Origin of the sequence: Candidatus Pelagibacter sp. HIMB1746, from assembly GCF_052047555.1 — a bacterium.
Classification (GTDB): Bacteria; Pseudomonadota; Alphaproteobacteria; order Pelagibacterales; family Pelagibacteraceae; genus Pelagibacter.
The window spans coordinates 181,515-201,064 of record NZ_JBNAJZ010000001.1; the positions used below are offsets into that span (position 1 = coordinate 181,515).

Annotated in this window: 19 protein-coding genes; 5 read left to right on the forward strand and 14 right to left on the reverse strand. The window is 33.8% G+C overall.

From position 1 onward, the window contains the following. Positions 1 to 21: 21 nt before the first annotated feature. The 14 genes from ACTTBM_RS01015 to gcvT form a co-directional block, all read right to left on the reverse strand. Positions 22 to 1,329, reverse strand: a complete 1,308-nt coding sequence (locus tag ACTTBM_RS01015) for an FMN-binding glutamate synthase family protein (RefSeq protein ID WP_440634353.1) — start codon at positions 1,327 to 1,329, stop codon at positions 22 to 24. Beyond that, entirely contained in the window at positions 1,330 to 2,010 is a 681-nt protein-coding gene (locus ACTTBM_RS01020) for a protein glxC (RefSeq protein WP_440634354.1), read from the reverse strand. It abuts the gene before it with no gap. A 3-nt stretch (positions 2,011 to 2,013) separates the two neighbouring features. Further along, positions 2,014 to 2,892, reverse strand: a complete 879-nt coding sequence (locus tag ACTTBM_RS01025; RefSeq protein ID WP_440634355.1) for a class II glutamine amidotransferase — start codon at positions 2,890 to 2,892, stop codon at positions 2,014 to 2,016. Positions 2,893 to 2,905: 13 nt separating this feature from the next. Beyond that, positions 2,906 to 3,058 carry a hypothetical protein gene (locus ACTTBM_RS01030; RefSeq protein ID WP_440634356.1) on the reverse strand — a complete coding sequence of 51 codons (153 nt, stop codon included), beginning with the start codon at positions 3,056 to 3,058 and terminating at the stop codon, positions 2,906 to 2,908. A 57-nt stretch (positions 3,059 to 3,115) separates the two neighbouring features. Beyond that, on the reverse strand, positions 3,116 to 3,346 hold the full coding sequence (locus ACTTBM_RS01035) for a hypothetical protein (RefSeq protein ID WP_440618156.1): 231 nt from the start codon (positions 3,344 to 3,346) through the stop codon (positions 3,116 to 3,118). An 11-nt stretch (positions 3,347 to 3,357) separates the two neighbouring features. Next, positions 3,358 to 4,758 carry an ammonium transporter gene (locus tag ACTTBM_RS01040; protein ID WP_440634357.1) on the reverse strand — a complete coding sequence of 467 codons (1,401 nt, stop codon included), beginning with the start codon at positions 4,756 to 4,758 and terminating at the stop codon, positions 3,358 to 3,360. Between the two features lie 128 nt (positions 4,759 to 4,886). After that, positions 4,887 to 5,300: a hypothetical protein gene (locus ACTTBM_RS01045; protein ID WP_440634358.1), complete on the reverse strand. Its 414-nt coding sequence runs from the start codon at positions 5,298 to 5,300 to the stop codon at positions 4,887 to 4,889. 9 nt (positions 5,301 to 5,309) lie between these two features. After that, positions 5,310 to 6,713: an FMN-binding glutamate synthase family protein gene (locus ACTTBM_RS01050; protein ID WP_075506196.1), complete on the reverse strand. Its 1,404-nt coding sequence runs from the start codon at positions 6,711 to 6,713 to the stop codon at positions 5,310 to 5,312. Further along, positions 6,713 to 7,567 (reverse strand): GXGXG motif-containing protein, encoded by an 855-nt coding sequence (locus tag ACTTBM_RS01055; protein ID WP_428079748.1) that lies wholly within the window; start codon positions 7,565 to 7,567, stop codon positions 6,713 to 6,715. The genes ACTTBM_RS01050 and ACTTBM_RS01055 overlap by 1 nt, the downstream gene beginning before the upstream one ends. Then, positions 7,555 to 8,499, reverse strand: a complete 945-nt coding sequence (locus ACTTBM_RS01060) for a glutamine amidotransferase (RefSeq protein ID WP_075506194.1) — start codon at positions 8,497 to 8,499, stop codon at positions 7,555 to 7,557. The genes ACTTBM_RS01055 and ACTTBM_RS01060 overlap by 13 nt, the downstream gene beginning before the upstream one ends. Positions 8,500 to 8,529: 30 nt before the next feature. After that, positions 8,530 to 9,999, reverse strand: coding sequence for a glutamine synthetase family protein (locus ACTTBM_RS01065; RefSeq protein ID WP_440634359.1), 1,470 nt, complete (start codon positions 9,997 to 9,999; stop codon positions 8,530 to 8,532). Positions 10,000 to 10,069: 70 nt separating this feature from the next. Then, positions 10,070 to 11,398 (reverse strand): NAD(P)/FAD-dependent oxidoreductase, encoded by a 1,329-nt coding sequence (locus ACTTBM_RS01070; RefSeq protein WP_440634360.1) that lies wholly within the window; start codon positions 11,396 to 11,398, stop codon positions 10,070 to 10,072. A gap of 101 nt (positions 11,399 to 11,499) precedes the next feature. Next, positions 11,500 to 11,850, reverse strand: a complete 351-nt coding sequence (locus tag ACTTBM_RS01075) for a hypothetical protein (protein ID WP_262590395.1) — start codon at positions 11,848 to 11,850, stop codon at positions 11,500 to 11,502. Between the two features lie 3 nt (positions 11,851 to 11,853). Beyond that, positions 11,854 to 14,193 carry a glycine cleavage system aminomethyltransferase GcvT gene (gene gcvT, locus ACTTBM_RS01080; RefSeq protein WP_440634361.1) on the reverse strand — a complete coding sequence of 780 codons (2,340 nt, stop codon included), beginning with the start codon at positions 14,191 to 14,193 and terminating at the stop codon, positions 11,854 to 11,856. Positions 14,194 to 14,338: 145 nt separating this feature from the next. On the opposite strand from gcvT, the gene ACTTBM_RS01085 reads away from it, so the two are divergent. From ACTTBM_RS01085 to ACTTBM_RS01105, 5 genes are all read left to right on the forward strand, one after another. After that, positions 14,339 to 15,283: an ABC transporter substrate-binding protein gene (locus ACTTBM_RS01085; RefSeq protein ID WP_262590397.1), complete on the forward strand. Its 945-nt coding sequence runs from the start codon at positions 14,339 to 14,341 to the stop codon at positions 15,281 to 15,283. Between the two features lie 82 nt (positions 15,284 to 15,365). After that, the gene (locus tag ACTTBM_RS01090) at positions 15,366 to 15,743 is read left to right on the forward strand and encodes a hypothetical protein (RefSeq protein WP_440634362.1); all 378 of its coding nucleotides are present in this window, start codon (positions 15,366 to 15,368) and stop codon (positions 15,741 to 15,743) included. Beyond that, complete coding sequence (locus tag ACTTBM_RS01095; protein WP_440634363.1) at positions 15,743 to 16,294, forward strand: hypothetical protein; 552 nt, start codon at positions 15,743 to 15,745, stop codon at positions 16,292 to 16,294. The genes ACTTBM_RS01090 and ACTTBM_RS01095 overlap by 1 nt, the downstream gene beginning before the upstream one ends. Positions 16,295 to 16,359: 65 nt before the next feature. Next, positions 16,360 to 17,391, forward strand: coding sequence for a quaternary amine ABC transporter ATP-binding protein (locus tag ACTTBM_RS01100; RefSeq protein ID WP_440634364.1), 1,032 nt, complete (start codon positions 16,360 to 16,362; stop codon positions 17,389 to 17,391). Between the two features lie 3 nt (positions 17,392 to 17,394). Then, positions 17,395 to 19,548 (forward strand): ABC transporter permease, encoded by a 2,154-nt coding sequence (locus tag ACTTBM_RS01105; RefSeq protein WP_075506185.1) that lies wholly within the window; start codon positions 17,395 to 17,397, stop codon positions 19,546 to 19,548. Positions 19,549 to 19,550: the final 2 nt, after the last annotated feature.

Below are 19,550 nucleotides of genomic sequence, written 5' to 3' on the forward strand. Positions count from 1 at the left end.
TGTTTAAAAAGTTGAATTCAATTATTTTTTTCCTGGTATCCAATCTGTACCAGCTAATGGAACCCTTGCCATTGCTGCAGCTTCAACAGTTAGGGCCGCCAAATCCTCAGGTTCTAAGTTTCTTACATCTGATTTTCCATTAGCTCTTGCCAATGTTTGCAACTCTAAAGTTAAAGTTGTTAAATAATTCTTAATTCTTTTTCCACCTTCTACTGGGTCTAATCTTTTTTCTAATTTAGAATCTTGTGTTGCAACTCCAACTGGACACTTCCCTGTATGACAATGGTGACAATATCCAGGTTCAGTTCCAAGCTTTTTATAATCATCAACATACAATTCTGCATTACAATTTAGAGCCATCATTGCTGCTGACCCAATAGATACAGCATCAGCACCCATTGCCATTGCTTTTGCAACATCAGCACCAGTTCTTATACCTCCAGATACAATTAATTGAACTTTTCTATGCATGTTTAATTCTTTAAGTGCATCAACAGCTTCTCTCAAAGCCCCTAAAGTTGGAATTCCAACGTGTTCAATAAATACATCTTGAGTAGCCGCAGTTCCTCCTTGCATTCCATCTAACACCACTACATCTGCACCAGCTTTTACTGCTAATGTTGTATCGTAATAAGGTCTAGCTGCACCTACTTTAATATAAATTGGTTTTTCCCAATTAGTTATTTCTCTTAATTCTTGAATTTTAATTTCAAGGTCATCAGGACCTGTCCAATCAGGATGTCTACATGCACTTCTTTGATCTATGCCCTCAGGTAAAGTTCTCATACCTGCAACTCTTTTATTAATCTTTTGACCAAGTAGCATTCCACCACCACCAGGTTTAGCACCTTGACCAACAACAACTTCAATAGCGTCAGCTTTTCTTAGATCGTCTGGATTCATTCCGTATCTTGATGGTAATAACTGATAAACTAAATATTTTGACGAACCTCTTTCTTCTTTAGTCATTCCACCATCACCTGTTGTTGTAGAAGTTCCCATTGCAGAAGCACCTCTTCCAAGAGCCTCTTTCGCATTTGCTCCTAAAGCTCCAAAACTCATTCCAGCAATTGTAATTGGAATGTTTAATTCAATTGGTTTTTTGGCAAATCTGTCTCCTAAGACTACTGAGGTATTACAAGTTTCTCTGTAACCTTCTAATGGATATCTTGACATTGATGCTCCTAAAAAAACTAAATCATCAAAATCTGGAACTTTACGTTTAGCCCCTAAACCTCTTATTTGATAAATTCCTTCATTAGCAGCTCTTTGTATCTCTTTAATGGTTGAGCTTGGAAATGTTTTAAATTCTTTAAGATTTTTTTTCATTTAATAAGATCCAACATTATCAATTTTAAAATTATATAATTTTCTAGCCGATCCGTATCTTTTAAAAGTTTTAGGATCTTCTGAAATATTAAGTTTTTTAAATAGTTTACTTAATTCATCTATATTTTTTTTATCCATTTTCTTTTCAACACAATCTGCACCTAGGCTTTTAACTTTACCTTTTACAAATATTTTAGCTTCATAAATAGAGTCCCCCAGATCAGAATCTGCATCCCCCATGACCACAAGATTTCCTTTTTGCGCCATAAATGCTGACATATGACCAACAGAACCCTTCACAACAATATCAATACCTTTCATTGATATTCCACATCTAGAGCTCGCATCACCTTCAATAACCAATACTCCTCCATGACCTGTTGCACCTGCAGATTGAGATGCATTTCCTTTTACAACAACTTGACCTGACATCATGTTTTCAGCAACGCCAGTTCCTACATTTCCCTCAACTGTAATATTTGCTTTTTGATTCATACCAGCACAGTAATATCCAGTATGTCCTTTAATTTTAATATCTATATCATCTTTTAATCCTGCACATATAGCATGTTGCCCTTGAGGATTTAAAATTTCAAATTTTCTATTATTTTTTTTTCGATCAATATTTTGTAGATGATTATTAACTTCTCTAAGTGTTTTTTTATTTAAATCAAACTTCATATTTTACCAGTGATAAACCACACCAGGTTTTGGTTCAAAAATTTTAGCTGAGTTTACATTTGGAAGATGAGCCATAGCTTGAAATTCTGATGCGACTGCAACATAATCTTTTGTTTCAGCAACAACTGCTGGCTTACAAGCGATTTCATCTCTTAACAATGCAAAGCCATTTTTTGTTCCTGCTATAAATGTATAAAAACCATCAAGATCTTTTAAGCTATTCTTTAAAGTTTTTTCTAAATCTTTTCCTTTTGATATTTGATTTGAAATATATCCTGCTGCGACCTCAGTATCATTTTCTGAATTAAAATTTTGACCCTCTTTGATTAGTGATCTTCTTACATTATTATGGTTTGATAAAGAACCATTGTGCACTAAACATTCATCTTCTGATGTAGAGTAGGGATGAGACCCTTCAGTCGTGATTGCACTTTCAGTTGCCATTCTTGTATGTCCAATTCCATGTGTTCCAGAAAAAGAGGAAAGTTTAAATTTTTTAACTACATCTTTAGGATTTCCAGTTTGCTTAAAAATATTAATACTTTTTCCGTAACCAACCAAAGAAACTTCAGGTATTTTTTCTTTTAGTAAATTTAGAGTTTTAGAGGGTTTCTCTCTTGTTTCTAAAACTACATGATCTGAGTAGTTATTTAATTTTATTCCTTTTAGATATTTTGATATTTTTTTTTTAAATTCGCTGAATTCTAATTTGTTAAGACAAATTGAATATTTATAATTTTTATTATTTTCTTTGGTATAAATTGCAAATCCTGCACTGTCAGGTCCTCTTGTTGCCATACCATCTAGCATTCCAGATAAAAATTTACCTAAATGTTTTTCGTATTTTTTTGTTTTTAAATAAATTCCAACTATTCCACACATAATTTTCTTAAGATTATTTAAATAAAGATATTAAAAAATCCTTATAGTAGATTAGATTAACCACTACAATAATTATCACAGCAGCTATAACTCCGTATTTCGCCTTAGGAAAAGCTACCCCTCTCATTTTAGAGGGTCTTAATTCTTCATTATTTTGATCTTTCATAATTTTTTCCAAAAAAAAAGGCGCCACAAATTATGTGACGCCTTCTTTTAATTTTAATTACCAATCAGTAATATTGCTTTTATGGTCGTTAGCACCATGTTTCTTTTTAGCTAATCTTGAAAGTTCATCACTCTCAGATTTTGCAGTCAAGACATGCCAACCAATCCATAAGATTACAGCAATGATTACTAGTATTCCTTCACTAGATCCAGCACCAGGGTAAACAGCACCAACCACTTCTTCAGCTGGCTTGTTAAGGTGATCTATCCAGTTTGTTACTGTAGCCATATATTTCTCCTTTACCTGGTTGCAGAAGAAACTGCTTTTTCGTCTTCTTTAGCAGCCTCCATCATTTCATAATCTAGTCCAGCTATTTCTACCTCACGAGGTATTCTTAATTTACCCATACCGTGAAGTACTTTAGCTATGACATAGCCTGGTATCAGTCCAAGAACAACAAACATAATTATTGCTCCGATGAACTGTCCTACAGGATTGATTGTTGCATAAGTAGTTCCATCCCACATAGCACCCACACTGTAACCAGATGAAGGGTAACCCCATAAAACAAAACCACAAATTATTAGACCAACAACTCCTGCATAACCGTGAACTGCTACTGCACCAACTGCATCATCGATTTTGAACTTACGTTCAACCCAGTAATGTAGTTTGTATGCAATCACAACACCGATCATACCAATGATCATAGATTGAATTGGATGATATAAGTCATTTCCAGCTGAAGCACAGATAACACCCGCTAGTCCACTAGAGTATGTCCAGAAAGGATCACCTTTAGCAATCCAATAACCAGCCAATAATCCTCCTGATAACGACATCAAGAAGTTAAAGGTAATACCACTAAGTGTTGTAGGAGTTACATATATGTTTGTAGCTGTCCAATAAGATATACCTTCCATTCCATATTCTGGACCTAAGTCAAAAATTGGAATGTTACATGCAGCATAAAATCCCCAGAAACCAGTATAAATTAAAAATAATCCAACTGTTACTAGCCAAGGATTTCTAGGCCCAATGTTTCTTGGCTCACCACTTGATGAAAATTTTCCAATTCTAGGACCCAAAACCATAAGAACACCTAAAGCAAATCCACCTGCTATTGCGTGAATTACTCCTGATGCATATGCATCATGGTATCCTAAAAGTTTTAACATCCATCCATCAAAGTGCCATCCCCAAGCAGCATCTATTGTCCAAAATACAGATCCAATTGCAATTGCTAAAATACCAAATGCAAATGTTGTAATTCTTTCAATGATTGCTCCCGAAACGATAGAAGCAGCTGTCCAAGAGAAAAGTAGGAATGCAGCCCAGAAGACACCAGAAATGTGATCTCCTAGATTGATTGCCATAAGTTCACTTGTAGCTGTATACCAAGTAGCACTAAACGCAGACTCGTCTGTGATTAGAGCAGTACTCTCATTCATTATTGAAGGTGCTAATCCAGGTCCTGTTGGAAAAGCCCAGTAAATCCACCAACCAAATAAAAACCAAGTTACTGTCACCAAAGGTATCAGCATTGTGTTTTTCATAAGAGTATGTTGATGGTGTTTGTATCGAGAAGCTCCAACTTCATACATACAGAATCCGACGTGAATTAAAAACATCAGTACTACTGTTACCCAGTAGTAGAATTCTGTAAATATGGTAGTAAGAGCAGCTAACTGATCAGTCATTTTTCTCTCCCCATATTAGTTTTAAGAATCATATAAAATTTTATGTTTCGATACAAATATAAAGAGCATAAAAAAACCTAGTTATTAAACTAGGTTTTTTTATAATAAATCAACTTTTGATTGTAATATTAAAACTTTAAATAAGCTTTTTTCAAATCAACAAGAGGGTGTTTTGGAGACATTTGAAACTTAACTAAAAGCTCTCTTGCAATCATGTCTCTGTCTTGTTGATTGTTAGGAAGTTTAATTGATTTTGGAATTGTTACCCATCCATTTGCATTTCTACAAAACACAGCAGGTCTTCCTTCTTCGTAACCCATGTGTACATCTTCCAACCAATTTAAATCATCCCATCCCATTGCCTCAATATATTTTTTTAAGAATGGAGTTATTTTTTTATAATCAGGCAACAGATTAACGTCATATCTATAACCAATCGACTGGCCTATCATTTTTTCTCTAGCAGTTTGTTTTTTTTCTCCAAACTTAACTTTTGAAACTTTAGCTTTCGATTTAATTTTTTTAGTTTTCTTTTTAGCCATCGTTACCTCTTATATTTTATGATAGTTATCAACACCAACAGTGTAGTTTGTACCTGCTAGTGGAACTTTTGCTAATGCAGAAGCTTCAGAAGTTAAAGCTGCTAAATCTTCTGGTTCTAACGAATGAATATTCGTCTTACCACAAGCTCTAGCTAATAATTGAGCTTCTAAAGTCATTGAGTGCAGATAGTTATATACTCTCAAAGCAGCATCATCAGGATTTAATCTTGCTCTTAATTTAGGATCTTGTGTAGCAACACCAACTGGACATCTTCCAGTATGGCAGTGATAACACTCTCCAGCTTTTACACCCATTTCTTTTTCGAAATCAGCTTCTGGAATATCTTTATTACAATTAAGTGCAATCATTGAACCAGTACCAATTGCAATTGCATCAGCACCAAGTGCTAAAGCTTTAGCCATATCAGCACCATCTCTTATTCCACCTGCATAAATTAATGTTACTTTTCCAGTTTTACCCACATCATCAATTGCTCTTCTTGCTTCTCTAATAGCAGCAATTCCTGGAATTCCAGTGTTTGCAGCAGCAATGTGAGGTCCTGCTCCAGTAGATCCTTCCATACCATCTAAATAAATAGAGTCTGGATCACATTTTGCAGCCATACGTACATCGTCGTAAACTTTTGATGCACCAAGTTTTAACTGAATTGGAACTTTATTTTTTGTTAACTGTCTTAACTCTTCAACTTTTAGAGCCAAGTCATCTGGACCTAACCAGTCAGGGTGTCTAGCTGGTGATCTTTGGTCAATACCAGAGGGTAATGATCTCATTTCAGCAACTTGGTCAGTTACTTTTTGACCCATTAAGTGTCCACCCATACCAACTTTTTGTCCTTGTCCAATAAATACTTCAATTCCATCTGCTAATTGAGCATGATGAGGATTAAAACCATATCTTGATTGAATACATTGGTAATACCATTTCTCTGAATATCTTCTCTCATCTGGTATCATTCCACCTTCACCTGAACAAGTAGCGCTTCCTGCCATAGTAGCACCTCTTGCTAAAGCAGTTTTTGCTTCATAGGAAAGTGCACCAAAGCTCATCCCTGTAATGTAAACAGGTATATCTAATTCAATTGGGTTTTCACATCTTGGACCAATTACAGTTTTAGTTTCACACTTTTCTCTATAACCTTCGATTACAAATCTTGTAAGTGTTCCAGGTAAAAATACCAAATCATCGAATGTTGGAATTTTTTTCATTAATGCCATTCCACGCATTCTGTATCTTCCTAATTGAGATTTAATGTGAATGTCGTCTATTACTTCAGGAGTAAAAATAGCATTATGTCCTAGTAGACTTTTATTTCTTTTTCCTTCTTCATGTGCATGGACATCAGCTTTTCCACCAACACCTTTACCATTTTTTTTGCTTTTCTTCTTAGGCATTAAATTGCTCCCTTCTTCTCTGTAGGTTCTAAATTATCGTAATTCCAAAGTTTTTTACCAGCTACAATTTTTTTCATTTTACTTACATCAAAATTTTCACCAATTTCTGCAACTTTTAATTTTCTTTTTAACCAATCTTGGTCACTATCTGTTAGTTCAGCGTCTACTGCATCACTTCCGTAAGATCCAATTTCACCACCAACAAAAATAGTTCCATCGTACATCGAGTCTCCTAAATTAATTCCAACATTACCAAGAATTATTATTCTTCCTCTCTGCATCATGAAACCAGTGAATGCACCAGCATCTCCACCAATAATGATAGTTCCACCTTTCATATCAATACCAGTTCTAGCACCAACGCTACCTTTACAGATTAAATCTCCACCTCTGATAGCCGCACCAAAACAAGAGCCAGCATTTTTTTCAATAACTACTTTTCCAGCCATTAAGTTTTCAGCACATGACCAACCAACTCTTCCGTTAATTCTAACGATTGGACCATCGCAAGAACCCATGCCAAAGTATCCTAAACTTCCTTCAAAAATTAAATTAAGTTTATTTAAAATACCAACACCTAAACTGTGTTTTCCTTGAGGGTTTTTGATTACAATTGTTCCATAACCTTGGCTCATTAAATTATCAATTTCCTTATTAGCTTCTGGAGCTGTCATATCTTTTACATCAAGCTCAGTTCTTTTATTAAAATCTACATCGTATGTTCCAAAATAATAAAAGTTTTCAGCCTCATCAGGATTAAAGAATTTTTGTTGAGTTCTTCCTGTTAAAACCTCAGTATGCATACCCATAGATTGGGCTTTAGATTTTTTCGATACAGTTTTTAGATTTGCCATACTTTAACCTCCCCATCAAATGGATCATATGTGTCTATTTCCTGTGGTAACACAGATCTAATAGCTATCTCTTCTGATCCCATTGCAACTAAATCATCTGACTCATATAAAACTAAAGGTTTTGCAGCCATAGTGTCTTTAGCCATTCCCAAAGAGTCTTTTGTAGCTACAAAATAAGTAAATACACCGTCTAAACCAGTTAAACTCTCTTTCATGCCTTCTTCTAAAGTTGCACCATCTCTCATTTTTTCTGCAAGATAAACTGCGATTAATTCTGAGTCACACTCAGACATAAATCTCATTCCTTTATTTTCCAACACTCTTCTGTTGTTCCAATAGTTTGTTAACTGACCATTGTGAACTACAGAAACGTCACTAAAAGGATAGCCCCAGAAAGGGTGGGCAGATTTGATATCAACACCAGACTCAGTTGCCATTCTAGCATGACCTATTGCATGAGTTCCAACAACTTTATCTAGACTATATCTATCACAAACCATTTTTGCGTTACCTAAATCTTTAATAACTTCTAATGATTTACCCATAGATAAAATTTCTACACCTGGAATACTTTCTATTCTTTGAGAAAAATCTAACAAATCTTTTGTGTTGTAATCAATCTCATATCTTAAAGAGTAGGGAAGTGTTCTTTCTTCCTTAACAACTTTTGCTCCCATCTCAGCTAGAGTTTGATCTACAACTTTTTTTCTTTCATCATATACAGAAACATCTTCCATAACAGACGAACTTCCTTCTCCAACGTTCTCACCAACTTTAAAACGCATGATGAAATTTTTGCCATCTGTATCTCCATACAAAGCATATCCAGTTGAGTCTTCACCTCTATGTTTTAACGCTTGAAGCATACCTTGTAATTCGCTTCCAACATTTGAGGATTTTCCTCTATGAATTAATCCTGCTATCCCACACATATTTTTATACCCTTTCTATTATTTTATGACCTACGGTAAGCAATCAAGATAAGTATCCAGATCCCATTGAGTTGTAGCACCCAAGAATCTTTCCCACTCATCGTTTTTGTACCAATGGAAAACTTTATACATTTCATCCGGCATTGCAGATTTAATTACTTCATCCTCTGCAAGTCTAGCCAAAGCTTCACCAAGACTTAATGGAAGTTTTTTAACATCTTTACCAGCCTTTTGAGCTTCGTAAATATTTCTAGACTCAGGAGCAGCTGGTTTTAATTTTTTACTAATTCCATGATCACATGCTTTTAGTAACGCTGCACCTAATAAGTATGGATTATGCATAGAGTCTACTGATCGGTATTCAAATCTACCTGGTGCAGAAACCCTTAATCCACATGTTCTATTTTGGTATCCCCAGTCAGCATAAACTGGCGCCCAGAAACCTTGATCCCATAATCTTCTATAAGAGTTAACTGTAGAAGATCCTAATGCTGTTAGTGCTGGCAAGTGTTCCATGATACCTGCAATTGATTGCAAACCAATTTTACCTGGTAACTGCATGTCTTTAGTATCAGGCATAAAAGTATTCGTTCCACCTTCAACGTAACTAAACACTTCTTCAACACCTGGAAGATTTTTGTTTCCAAGTTTGTTTACTTTAATTTTTCCACCTTTCCACAAAGACATATTTGTATGACATCCACTTGCAGAAACTCCCATAAAAGGTTTAGTCATAAAGCAAGCTATCAAATTATGTTCTCTTGCAACTTGAGCACAAATTTGTCTGTATGTTGATAATCTATCTGCGTTTCTTAAGACGTTATCATAAGTCCAGTTTAATTCTAATTGACCTGGTGCATCTTCGTGGTCTCCTTGAATCATATCAAGTCCCATTGCTTTTGCATATTCAATTACCTTCATAAATACTGGTCTCAACGACTCAAATTGATCAATGTGATAACAGAATGGTTTTGAAAAACCTTTACCTGTAGGGGTGCCATCTTCATTTTTTGTTAACCACATCATCTCAGGCTCAGTACCAACTCTTAATTCTAGACCATGTTTTTTCTTAAATTCATCCATGAAAATTCTTAGATTTCCTCTGCAGTCTGAAGTTAAGTGACCACCTGGATTTTCTCTTTCTTCTCTGTTTCTAAAACATGTTACAAAAACTCTTCCAACTCTTTTGTCCCAAGGTAATTGTACAAAAGTTTCTGGATCAGGTATTCCAACAAGCTCCATAGCTTCTGGACCATAACCAATGTAGTTATTGTGACGATCTAAAAATAAGTTTGCTGTTGCTCCGTAAACTAATTGAAATCCTTTTTCTGCTGTTCTTTCCCAGTGATCTGCAGGTATACCTTTACCCACTACTCTTCCTGTTACAGAAATAAATTGATAATAAATATAAGTTATTCCAAGTTCGTTAATTTTTTCTCGAACTTTTTTTACTAGTTTAGCTCTACCTGGCTGATTAACATGTTTTTCTAGATCCGTCATTTTCACCCCTCAATGAATTATTAATTATTCAAGCGTAGCTGAAAACTTTATTCGTGTCTAGGCTTAGAGTTTAACTCCAAGGGAACGGACTGTTAGAAGTCGGATGAAGTTCACCCTTCTCGTAACGGTTGAATCTAAACGGCTTCAATAAATCACTTTCAGTACCAAGAATTTCTTTTGCAACAAGTTCACCAACACCAATCATTTTATATCCGTGATTAGCATCAGCAATCATGTAAACGTTTTCAAAAAATCTATCGAAGATAGGAAAAGAGTCAGGCGTCATACATCCTAAACCACCTGATGGTCCTTTTCTGTATAAGTCTGATTTTCCTTCAAATCTTTTTTGGCAATGCGCAAGTGCTGAACACCACATTTCACTAAAAGCGTCTGTTGTTTGATACTCTGGAGACTCAATTCCATAAGGATCAACATTTACTTGATCAAAATGTTTTTTAACAATGTAAGGAGAAGTTCCACCTTGTACACCTAAACCTTCGATATCAGGTTTATAATAAATTCCCCAAATTTTATCTGTTAATAATTTTTTTGTTTTGTCAGAGTATAAAGGTGCTGTTGAGTCAACGTGAACCACAGGTGGTTGTTTACCATCATTTGTTTTTAAGAAATCTGGCTCAACACCGATAACTCCTTCTTGAAGCATCCAGTAAGTCCACATATCAGTTTCATGCATCTTACCATCTTTACCTTTTATGTGAGCTGTCTTTGGTAGCTCTAACATATTCCAAAAATCTCTTGCCCATGGTCCTGCACCAACAACAACTTGTTCGCACTCAATAGTTCCCTTGTCAGTTTCAACACCAGTTACTGCTTGACTGTTACTTCCTTTTTTAAAACCGGTTACTCTTACACCTTTCATAACTTGAACACCATTAGATGTAGATTTACTCTCTAAAGCTTTAATTGAATCTTTATTAAATGCGTATCCACCTTTTTTCTCATGAAGTACAGAAGTGATGCCTTGAGCTTGCCAATCATCAAAAATTCCCTTCATGTAAGTTGTGCAATCTTTTTCACCTTCAATAAAAACAGACTCATATCCAATTGCTTTTTGTTGTTCATATATACTTGCAACATCTTCATGCATTACTTCTGGAGATATTTGTAAGTATCCAACTGGATTATATTTAAATGCTTTAGGATCACTTTCCCAAACTGAAACTGAATGAGCCATCAACTCTCTCATTGCTGGCTGAAAATAATTATTTCTTACAACTCCACATGCAATTCCACTTGCACCAGCAGCTGTATCTTTTTTTTCTAATACAACTATGTCGCCAGGATTTTTGTAAGTTTCTGAAAGTTTCCATGCAGTACTTAAACCGTGTATTCCACCACCGATTATCACTACTTTTGCTTTTGAAGGTAATGTCGTCATATCAAAACACTATTTTTTGATGCGAGCAATTAATATAATTATTTATAGAAGTAAATTTTATATATAAAAATTAGATATTTTTTTCAGTTATCAAAATTTATTTAATAACTTATGTTTTTGAGCGTATCTAAATAGTCATTAAACTCTTTAATAAATGACTCGCTCGGGACTATATTTTTAATTCGCTGGTCAGTTGAAGTTTTTTCCAGTTTAAAGAATCCTTTTTCACAAGCCTCAGTAATTATTAAAGCTGATTTTGGCCTAGATGTTTTAAATAATTTTGTTTTCAATTCCTCAACAGATAGTTTTGTTCCTTCTTTAAAAGCTGACATAACTAATAACATCATGTGATAGTGAGAAGGTGACTTTCTGAAAAAATAATTACTAGAAGTATGGGATTGTTTCATTTGCTCTTCCCAGAAATCTAATAGGGTTTTTTTTTCTTTTGGCATTTTTTAAGATCTTACTCTTGATTTAGTTGGATCATAGAATGGAAACCCTACGACTTTTGCACTAATTCTTTTTTGGTGACCATCTATTTTTCCAATTTCAACTTCTGTTCCAATTTCAGAATATTGAGCATCTATTCTACAAAGAGCTACATTTTTATTTAGAGTTGATGATAGACATCCACTTGTAACGATACCCACTTGAGCTCTACCAATATGAACACAATCACCATGACCTGCAATTTCTTTTCCAATTAATTCTAATCCAACCAATTTTTTTTGTGGATTGTTTTTTCTTTTTATTAATTCTTCTTTACCAATGAAGTCCTCTTCTTTTGTTTTTAAGGGAACTGCAAAACCAATCCCTGCTTCAAAGGGGTCTTGTTGACCATCAAATTCATTTCCAAATAAAATTAATCCAGCTTCTATTCTAAGTTTATCAAGAGCAGCAAAACCAGCAGGAATTAAACCATCATCTTTTCCTGCTTCCATTAATTTATCCCAAACTTCAGGGGCATGGTTTGGATGACACCATACTTCATAACCAAGTTCACCTGTATAACCTGTTCTAGAAACAATTAGCGGAATACCTTGTAATTCTTCAATTCTACAAATTGTAAATCTAAACCAACCAAGTTCATCAATAGATGGTTGAGTAGGTGGTGTAAAAATTATCTTTTTTAAAATATCTCTACTTTTTGGACCTTGTATAGAAACATTACTAATTTGGTCGGTTGAATTTTTAACATTCGCATTAAAATTTTTTTTCTTCGCTATTTCTTTTAACCATTCTCCAGCATATTCATCACCACATATCCATCTAAATCCTGTTTCACTTAATCTTAATAATGTTCCATCATCAAACATCATTCCATTTTCATAACACATTGCAGAGTATACAACTTGACCAACTGATAATTTTTTAATGTTTCTGGTAAGCGTGTAGTTTAATAATTCCTCAGCGTCTGGACCTATTATTTCAAATTTTCTAAGAGAAGATAAATCAATTAAAACAGCATCATTTCTGCAGGCATTGTATTCGTTTACTATACCGTGTTTTGTATAATCATTTGGAAGCCAAAAACCTCTCGCATCAACAAAATTTCTTGTTAGTTGAGATGTACGTTCGTGGAAACCTGAATTTCTTGTTAATTTTTTTTCTGAATCTGTTTTCATTCGAAAAGCAAATGACTTTCTAAATTCTTTATTTTTGTCATAAGTTCTAACAAAAATTTCAGTAGGATTCCATGAATTACAAGCATCAATATCACTAGGACAAGCTGTAGTACCAATTGTTAAATCTTTTAACGCTCTAAACATTACATAATCACCAGGTCTAGAATAAGATTCATCAGATATTACTGAATTTAATCCAGCAGCTGAAGTATTAAAAAATAAATTAATTGCATGCCATCCTTTTTGTTTTTGAACTCCATATTTAGACATACTCTCAGTTAAATTATCAGAACAATTAGGATGACCAAAGTAACCAGCATCTTCATAATATTTTGAAGTACATGCAAGATTAAAAGTATCATGTTTACCAACGGTATCTCTTATTACTTCTACTAAGGGTTCATGATCAGTATCATAAAATTTTGAATGTAATCCAGGACCAGGAAAAGTGTTTCCCATAAAAGTTCTAGTAGTTTGCCAATCCAACCCTTTTTCGATTCCTTTTTCTAATTTTTTTGTATCAAATGCCACAAAGTCTGAACACTGTCTTCCAGTTGGACTTATAACTTGAATATAATCTCCTTCTTTAACTTGGTAAGATGTTGAAGTTTCTTTATCTATGTTTTCTTCATAAAGTGGTTCAAAAACTGGATCAGGTATAACACTCAACTCTTTATCATTTATAACTTTCGCTCTTTTAATAAAAATAGTTAAATCTGTTGGTGGATTTTGTTTGGTAACATCCATATCTTCACCTGGTGCAGCAAAGATTGCATAACATTTATCTTTTGACTTAAGTTTAATCTTTTCTTCAGCTTTTGTATCAAGATCAAAAACTATTGATGATTTAGACTCTTTTATATTTAAGTTTCTTTTTTTTAATTGATAATTTGTTGCTAAGATTGTTTCATCTTTTCCATTTAAAATGTCTCTTATGAAATTTTTTTGACTGTTTTCTTTTAAATTTAAAATTCCTAATTCTGACTTTCCATCTTTATTAAAACAAATTATTTCACAAATTTGATTTCCTTCATCGTTGATTATTTCTATTTCATCATCTGGAAAAATTTGAAAAGCAGTAAGAGCGCCACCATTTACAATATGTCGTTCAACTCCAGGTGGTAAAATATTTAGTCCAGGATTTTTAATGTCTTTACTTGTTCCAAACATTTTTAAAATTTTTTAATATTGATATATTTTTTATCACCATTTTTATTGATTAAATATATATATATTTTTTAGAACTAATAATTCTTTACCTAGCTATTCGTTTTAACATAGAGTGTTAATATTAATATTAATAGAGGGGAAAAAAATGAAAAAAATAATGTCATTATTATCTGCTCTAGTTATTTCTGTAGTAAGTTTCTCAGGAATTTCTAACGCTGATAGCAAAAAGCCCATCGTAATCCCAACTCATAACTGGTCATCTCAAATTGTAATGGCTTACGTTATTGGTGGAATTTTTGAAAGCATGGGTAACAATGTAAAATATGTAAACGCTGACTCACAAGCAGTTTATGAATCAATAAGAATTGGAGACGTAACTATTTCTCACGAAGTATGGGAGTCTGCATTCGGTAAGTCATTTACTACTGCTTTAGATAAAGGTGGTTTACTTGACTGGGGTGATCATGAGGCAAGAACTCTTGAAGATATGGGTTACCCAAACTGGGTTGTTGAAAAAGGTTTGTGCCCAGGTCTACCAGATTGGACAGCTTTAAAAAATCCAGACTGTGCTAAAAACTTTACAACACCTGACTCTCCAGATGGAAAAGGAAGAATGTTGGAAGGACCTCAAAGTTGGCATGGTGATTTAATTCCTCAAAGAGTTGAAGCTTTAGGTTTAGGTGATCTTTGGTGGGTTAAATTTGCTGGAGGTGCAGATGCACTTTGGGCTGAATTAGCAGCGGCTGAAAAAGAAGGAAGAGGAACTATAATCTTTAACTGGACACCAAACTTTACAGATGGTGCTGGTTTTACATTTATTGACTTCCCTCCATACACAGCAGGTTGCAGACCAGAAGATGGTGGTGATGGTAAATGTGGTTCTCCTGATGGTTACTTGAAAAAAGCTGTTCATGAGGATTTCCCAAAAACTCACCCAGACGCAGCAGCAGCATTTAAAAAGATGTCATTCTCAACAAGTCACATTGGTGCGATGGCAGCTTTAGTTGATGTTGATAAAATGACTCACGAAGATGCAGCTAAAAAATGGTTAGCTGATAATGAGTCAGTTTGGAAACCTTTTACTAAATAAGGGTAAAAGTTAAAAAATTAAAATCTCCCCCAACTTGTTTGGGGGGGATTTTTTTTTATTCTAATTTGTGTAAAGTGACAAAATGAAAAAATTTATAATTTTCATATTTTTAATTTCTTTAATTAACTCATCTGCATTTGCCCGAAGTACAGGATGTAAAGAAGGAAACTGTGAAAATGGTTTTGGTAAATGGATTTATACCGATAAGACAACTTATGAAGGTGAGTGGGTTGCAACTAAAAAAGAAGGTCAAGGAGTTGAGACATGGCCAAACGGATATATTTACAAAGGTGAATTTAAAAATAGTCAATGGAGCGGAAAAGGAGTTTTAACTTTTCCAGATGGATCTACTTATGACGGTGAATGGTCCAAAGGTTTTATGAATGGACAAGGAACATTTACTTGGGCAGATGGAAAACAAAAATCAGGCACTTGGGTAAACGGAAAGTTACAAGAGTAATGTCAAAAGAAAATAGTTTAAATAAAATTGAAGATAATTCAAACTCAACAAAGCAATTTATTGGTTTAGTTATTGTTACAGCAATAGTGATAGCTTTTTTTGCTGTTTTAAATGGAATATTTGGAGGAGGAGACGAGCTTGTAGAAAAAATGAAATTGGAAGAACAAAGAATTGCTGAAGAAAGAAAACTGAGTGAATTAATATCTAAATTACCTTCAGGAATATTAGTATCCTTCGATGGAACTGATCACTATAGATTAACTGATGAAGTATATGAGCAAGTATGTAAAGCCACAAAATTAATTCCACAACGAGCAATTATGGGCGCTAATTTTTTAAATTTTAGAGCACATGAGATTTATACAATCAATGGAAATAAAATTGATGAAACTTTTGTTAAATGGGATCAAGAAAAAGGTAAGTGTTATGCAGGTTTTACAGTAAGCGGAAACAATGTTGGGGTAGATGAAACCATTACTGTTAGTGGAGAAGCTTTGAGTTTTTTAAGTACAGGTATTGATACAAGAGTTTACTATATTAAGAATTTTTAATGATGAAAGGTTACAATAATTAACATTTAAATTTTATTGAATTTCATATAACTTTAAAAAGATTTATGTCTGAGACCGTTATTAAGTGTGAGTCAGTTTATAAAATTTTTGGTGAGAATGCCAAAAAAATGCTTGAAGAGTCCAACGGCAATGTAGATGCAAAGACATTTCAAGAAAACGGTTGCATAGTTGGAGTTAACAACGCTTCGTTTGAAGTTTCAAAAGGAGAAATGCTAGTAGTAATGGGTTTATCTGGATCAGGTAAATCAACATTACTAAGATGTATTTCAAGATTAACAGATGCAACTGGAGGAAAAATTTTCATAGAAGGTCAAGATCTACTTCAATTGAATAATAAAGAATTAATTGAGCTTAGAAGAAATAAAATGGGAATGGTTTTCCAAAGCTTTGCCTTGTTGCCTCATAAAACAGTTGTAGAAAATATCGCTTTCCCTCTTCAGATAAAGGGTATTAAGACTGAAGATAGCATCAGTAGAGCAATGGAAATGGTCAAACTAGTTGGACTTGATGGTAGAGAAAATTATTTTCCAAGAGAACTTTCAGGAGGTCAACAACAAAGAGTTGGGATTGCTCGGTCTTTGGCAGTGGAACCCGACATTTGGTTTTTAGATGAACCATTTTCAGCATTAGACCCATTAATAAGAAAAGAAATGCAAGATGAGTTTTTAAGACTTCAAGAAAAATTACAAAAAACAATTATGTTTATCACCCATGATTTTGATGAAGCTTTAAAATTAGCGGATCGAATTGCGATCATGAAAGATGGTATTATAGAACAGCTAGATACACCTGCTAACATTGTTTTAAATCCAGCTACAGAATACGTAAGAAAATTTACTGAAGAAGTTCCAAGAGAAAAAGTTTTAGTCATTGAAGATGTAATGGATAGTTCAACTAAAGATAATTTAGGAGATATAAAAGTTTCAAAAGATGACATTATCGAAAATGTTGCAGAAAAAATTCTTACCCAAGAAAAAATTGTAGGGGTTGTTGACTCTAATAACAATATTATTGGTTCAATAAAACCTTCAACAATTATTGATACAGTTTTTGGAGGAAGAAAAAATAGTAGCTAGACCATGGAATATTTAAAAAAATACCCAAAGTTGTTTCAATGGATATTTTTGTTGGTTGTATTTTTTGCCCTCTGTTTTGCAATAGATGTTCCTGAAACTTATAAATTTATAAGAGGCCAAGCAGAATTTGTAAAAGATCCTAACCAAAGTGTTTATTTTTTTCTAGGTAAAGAAGTTCGATATTATGCTTTCGATGTGTTTTGGAGATTACCACCTTTACTTGGATGGTTGCCTATTTGGATAAACGACTCTTTATTTTTCTTGATGAATGAGTGGATGCCGATGGAGTTTTGGAATGAAGATACTCAAGAGTTTAAAACAAGACCGCTGTTATTAGAGATAAGTAGAAATTTAACCTCTTTTATGACGTTTTTAATTGAATTGATTAGAGAAATTTTACTTGGAGGGTTAGAAACCATAGTTGCGTTCACTAGCTGGGATTTTATTGATGCTTATCCTTGGTTAGAATTACCAGGCTTACCTTGGACTATCGTTGCAGCTGGTGCAACAATACTTGCATATAAACTAAGTGGTATAGGACTTGCTTTATTTGCAGGTTTAACAATGGTTTATATTTCAATCTTTGGTCAGTGGAAACCTTCAATGCAAACACTTTCCTTTATATTAGTGGCTGTGCCTCTGTCATTTGTATTCGGTATTAGTTTAGGTATTGCTGCTTATAAAAGTAAACGAGTAGAAAATGCTTTGTATCCAATTCTTTTAGTGATGCAAACTATGCCTCAATATGCAGTATTAGTTCCTGCGCTTGTGTTATTTGGTGTTGGTGATCATGCAGCTGTAATAATTACAATGGTAGTTGCAGTTCCACCGATGATTTTATTAACTGTTCTTGGACTACGAGCAGTTCCTCCAGAAGTCATCGAAGCAGGAAGAATGAGTGGTTGTACAAATTGGCAATTAATGACTAAAGTGCTTATTCCAACCGCAAGAAGAGATATCTTAATTGGAGTTAACCAAGTTATTATGGTTTGTTTTTCTATGGCAGTAATCTCTGCGTTTATTGGTGCTAAAGGATTAGGATTTAACTTATTACTTGCTTTAAACCAACTTAATATCGGGTTAGCTCTTGAAGCAGGTTTGTGTATTAGTTTGATTGCAATCTTATTAGATAAGATGTCATTGGCTTGGGCAAACCAACAACAAGATTATTTTGGTAATCTTACTTTTTTCCAAAGAAATAAAAATATTATATTTTTTGGTGGATCAATAATAGTTGGAGCTATTCTTGCTTATATTGGAACGTTTATTTTTAAAGACACGTTTAATTATTTATTTGAAGTTCCACACAATAAAGGATTTTCAACAGCTGATTTTTGGAACAAGGGTGTTGATTGGATTTTTGATACATTTTTTGTTTATATAAAAGCATTTAACACATGGTTAATTACAGAAGTGCTCCAACCAATGAGAGCTCTGTATTTAAGAATGCCAGCGGTTGCTACTTTAGTATTGGCTGTGGGTGCTGGTTATTTAATTGGAGGAATTAGATCAGCATTAGTTGTTGCTGCTTTAACTTTATTTATAGCATTAAGTCCATGGTGGGATAGAGCATTGGTTACATTGTACATGGCAACTTTTGGCGTAGTTGTTTCTTGTTTAATAGGTTTTACAGTTGGAACTTTATGTTTCCAAAATAAAAAGTCTGCAGCATTTATGTTAGGAGTTTGTGATATTTTTCAAACGTTTCCATCTTTCGTATACTTAATTCCAGTAATGATGTTATTTGGAATTACAGATACTTCAGTTTTGATTGCTGTAATTGTTTATGCAACAATTCCAGCAACTAGATATACTATTGAAGGTTTAAGAAGTGTACCTGCTGGTTTACATGAAGCTGCAACAATGTCTGGTGTAAATAAATTTCAAAGATTAACTAAGATTGAGTTTCCTTTGGCTTTCCCTCATATGATGCTTGGGATAAATCAAACAATAGTATTTGCTTTATTTATGGTCATTATCGGGGCTTTTATTGGAACAGAAGATCTTGGACAATATATTTTAAAAGCTTTGTCAGATAAAAATGGAGCTGGAATTGGTTTAACCCTAGGTATCTGTGTTGCTTTCATAGGATTGATTTTTGATAATTTAATAAGAACTTGGGTTGAGAAAAGAAAAAAACACTTAGGTATAGCTTAGTC

What these genes read in the sequence shown, in the direction of transcription:
- ACTTBM_RS01015 (WP_440634353.1), bottom strand. Translation starts at nt 1,329, where the DNA reads ATGAAAAAAAATCTTAAAGAATTTAAAACATTTCCAAGCTCAACCATT.
- ACTTBM_RS01020 (WP_440634354.1), bottom strand. Translation starts at nt 2,010, where the DNA reads ATGAAGTTTGATTTAAATAAAAAAACACTTAGAGAAGTTAATAATCAT.
- ACTTBM_RS01025 (WP_440634355.1), bottom strand. Translation starts at nt 2,892, where the DNA reads ATGTGTGGAATAGTTGGAATTTATTTAAAAACAAAAAAATACGAAAAA.
- ACTTBM_RS01030 (WP_440634356.1), bottom strand. Translation starts at nt 3,058, where the DNA reads ATGAAAGATCAAAATAATGAAGAATTAAGACCCTCTAAAATGAGAGGG.
- ACTTBM_RS01035 (WP_440618156.1), bottom strand. Translation starts at nt 3,346, where the DNA reads ATGGCTACAGTAACAAACTGGATAGATCACCTTAACAAGCCAGCTGAA.
- ACTTBM_RS01040 (WP_440634357.1), bottom strand. Translation starts at nt 4,758, where the DNA reads ATGACTGATCAGTTAGCTGCTCTTACTACCATATTTACAGAATTCTAC.
- ACTTBM_RS01045 (WP_440634358.1), bottom strand. Translation starts at nt 5,300, where the DNA reads ATGGCTAAAAAGAAAACTAAAAAAATTAAATCGAAAGCTAAAGTTTCA.
- ACTTBM_RS01050 (WP_075506196.1), bottom strand. Translation starts at nt 6,713, where the DNA reads ATGCCTAAGAAGAAAAGCAAAAAAAATGGTAAAGGTGTTGGTGGAAAA.
- ACTTBM_RS01055 (WP_428079748.1), bottom strand. Translation starts at nt 7,567, where the DNA reads ATGGCAAATCTAAAAACTGTATCGAAAAAATCTAAAGCCCAATCTATG.
- ACTTBM_RS01060 (WP_075506194.1), bottom strand. Translation starts at nt 8,499, where the DNA reads ATGTGTGGGATAGCAGGATTAATTCATAGAGGAAAATCCTCAAATGTT.
- ACTTBM_RS01065 (WP_440634359.1), bottom strand. Translation starts at nt 9,999, where the DNA reads ATGACGGATCTAGAAAAACATGTTAATCAGCCAGGTAGAGCTAAACTA.
- ACTTBM_RS01070 (WP_440634360.1), bottom strand. Translation starts at nt 11,398, where the DNA reads ATGACGACATTACCTTCAAAAGCAAAAGTAGTGATAATCGGTGGTGGA.
- ACTTBM_RS01075 (WP_262590395.1), bottom strand. Translation starts at nt 11,850, where the DNA reads ATGCCAAAAGAAAAAAAAACCCTATTAGATTTCTGGGAAGAGCAAATG.
- gcvT (WP_440634361.1), bottom strand. Translation starts at nt 14,193, where the DNA reads ATGTTTGGAACAAGTAAAGACATTAAAAATCCTGGACTAAATATTTTA.
- ACTTBM_RS01085 (WP_262590397.1), top strand. Translation starts at nt 14,339, where the DNA reads ATGAAAAAAATAATGTCATTATTATCTGCTCTAGTTATTTCTGTAGTA.
- ACTTBM_RS01090 (WP_440634362.1), top strand. Translation starts at nt 15,366, where the DNA reads ATGAAAAAATTTATAATTTTCATATTTTTAATTTCTTTAATTAACTCA.
- ACTTBM_RS01095 (WP_440634363.1), top strand. Translation starts at nt 15,743, where the DNA reads ATGTCAAAAGAAAATAGTTTAAATAAAATTGAAGATAATTCAAACTCA.
- ACTTBM_RS01100 (WP_440634364.1), top strand. Translation starts at nt 16,360, where the DNA reads ATGTCTGAGACCGTTATTAAGTGTGAGTCAGTTTATAAAATTTTTGGT.
- ACTTBM_RS01105 (WP_075506185.1), top strand. Translation starts at nt 17,395, where the DNA reads ATGGAATATTTAAAAAAATACCCAAAGTTGTTTCAATGGATATTTTTG.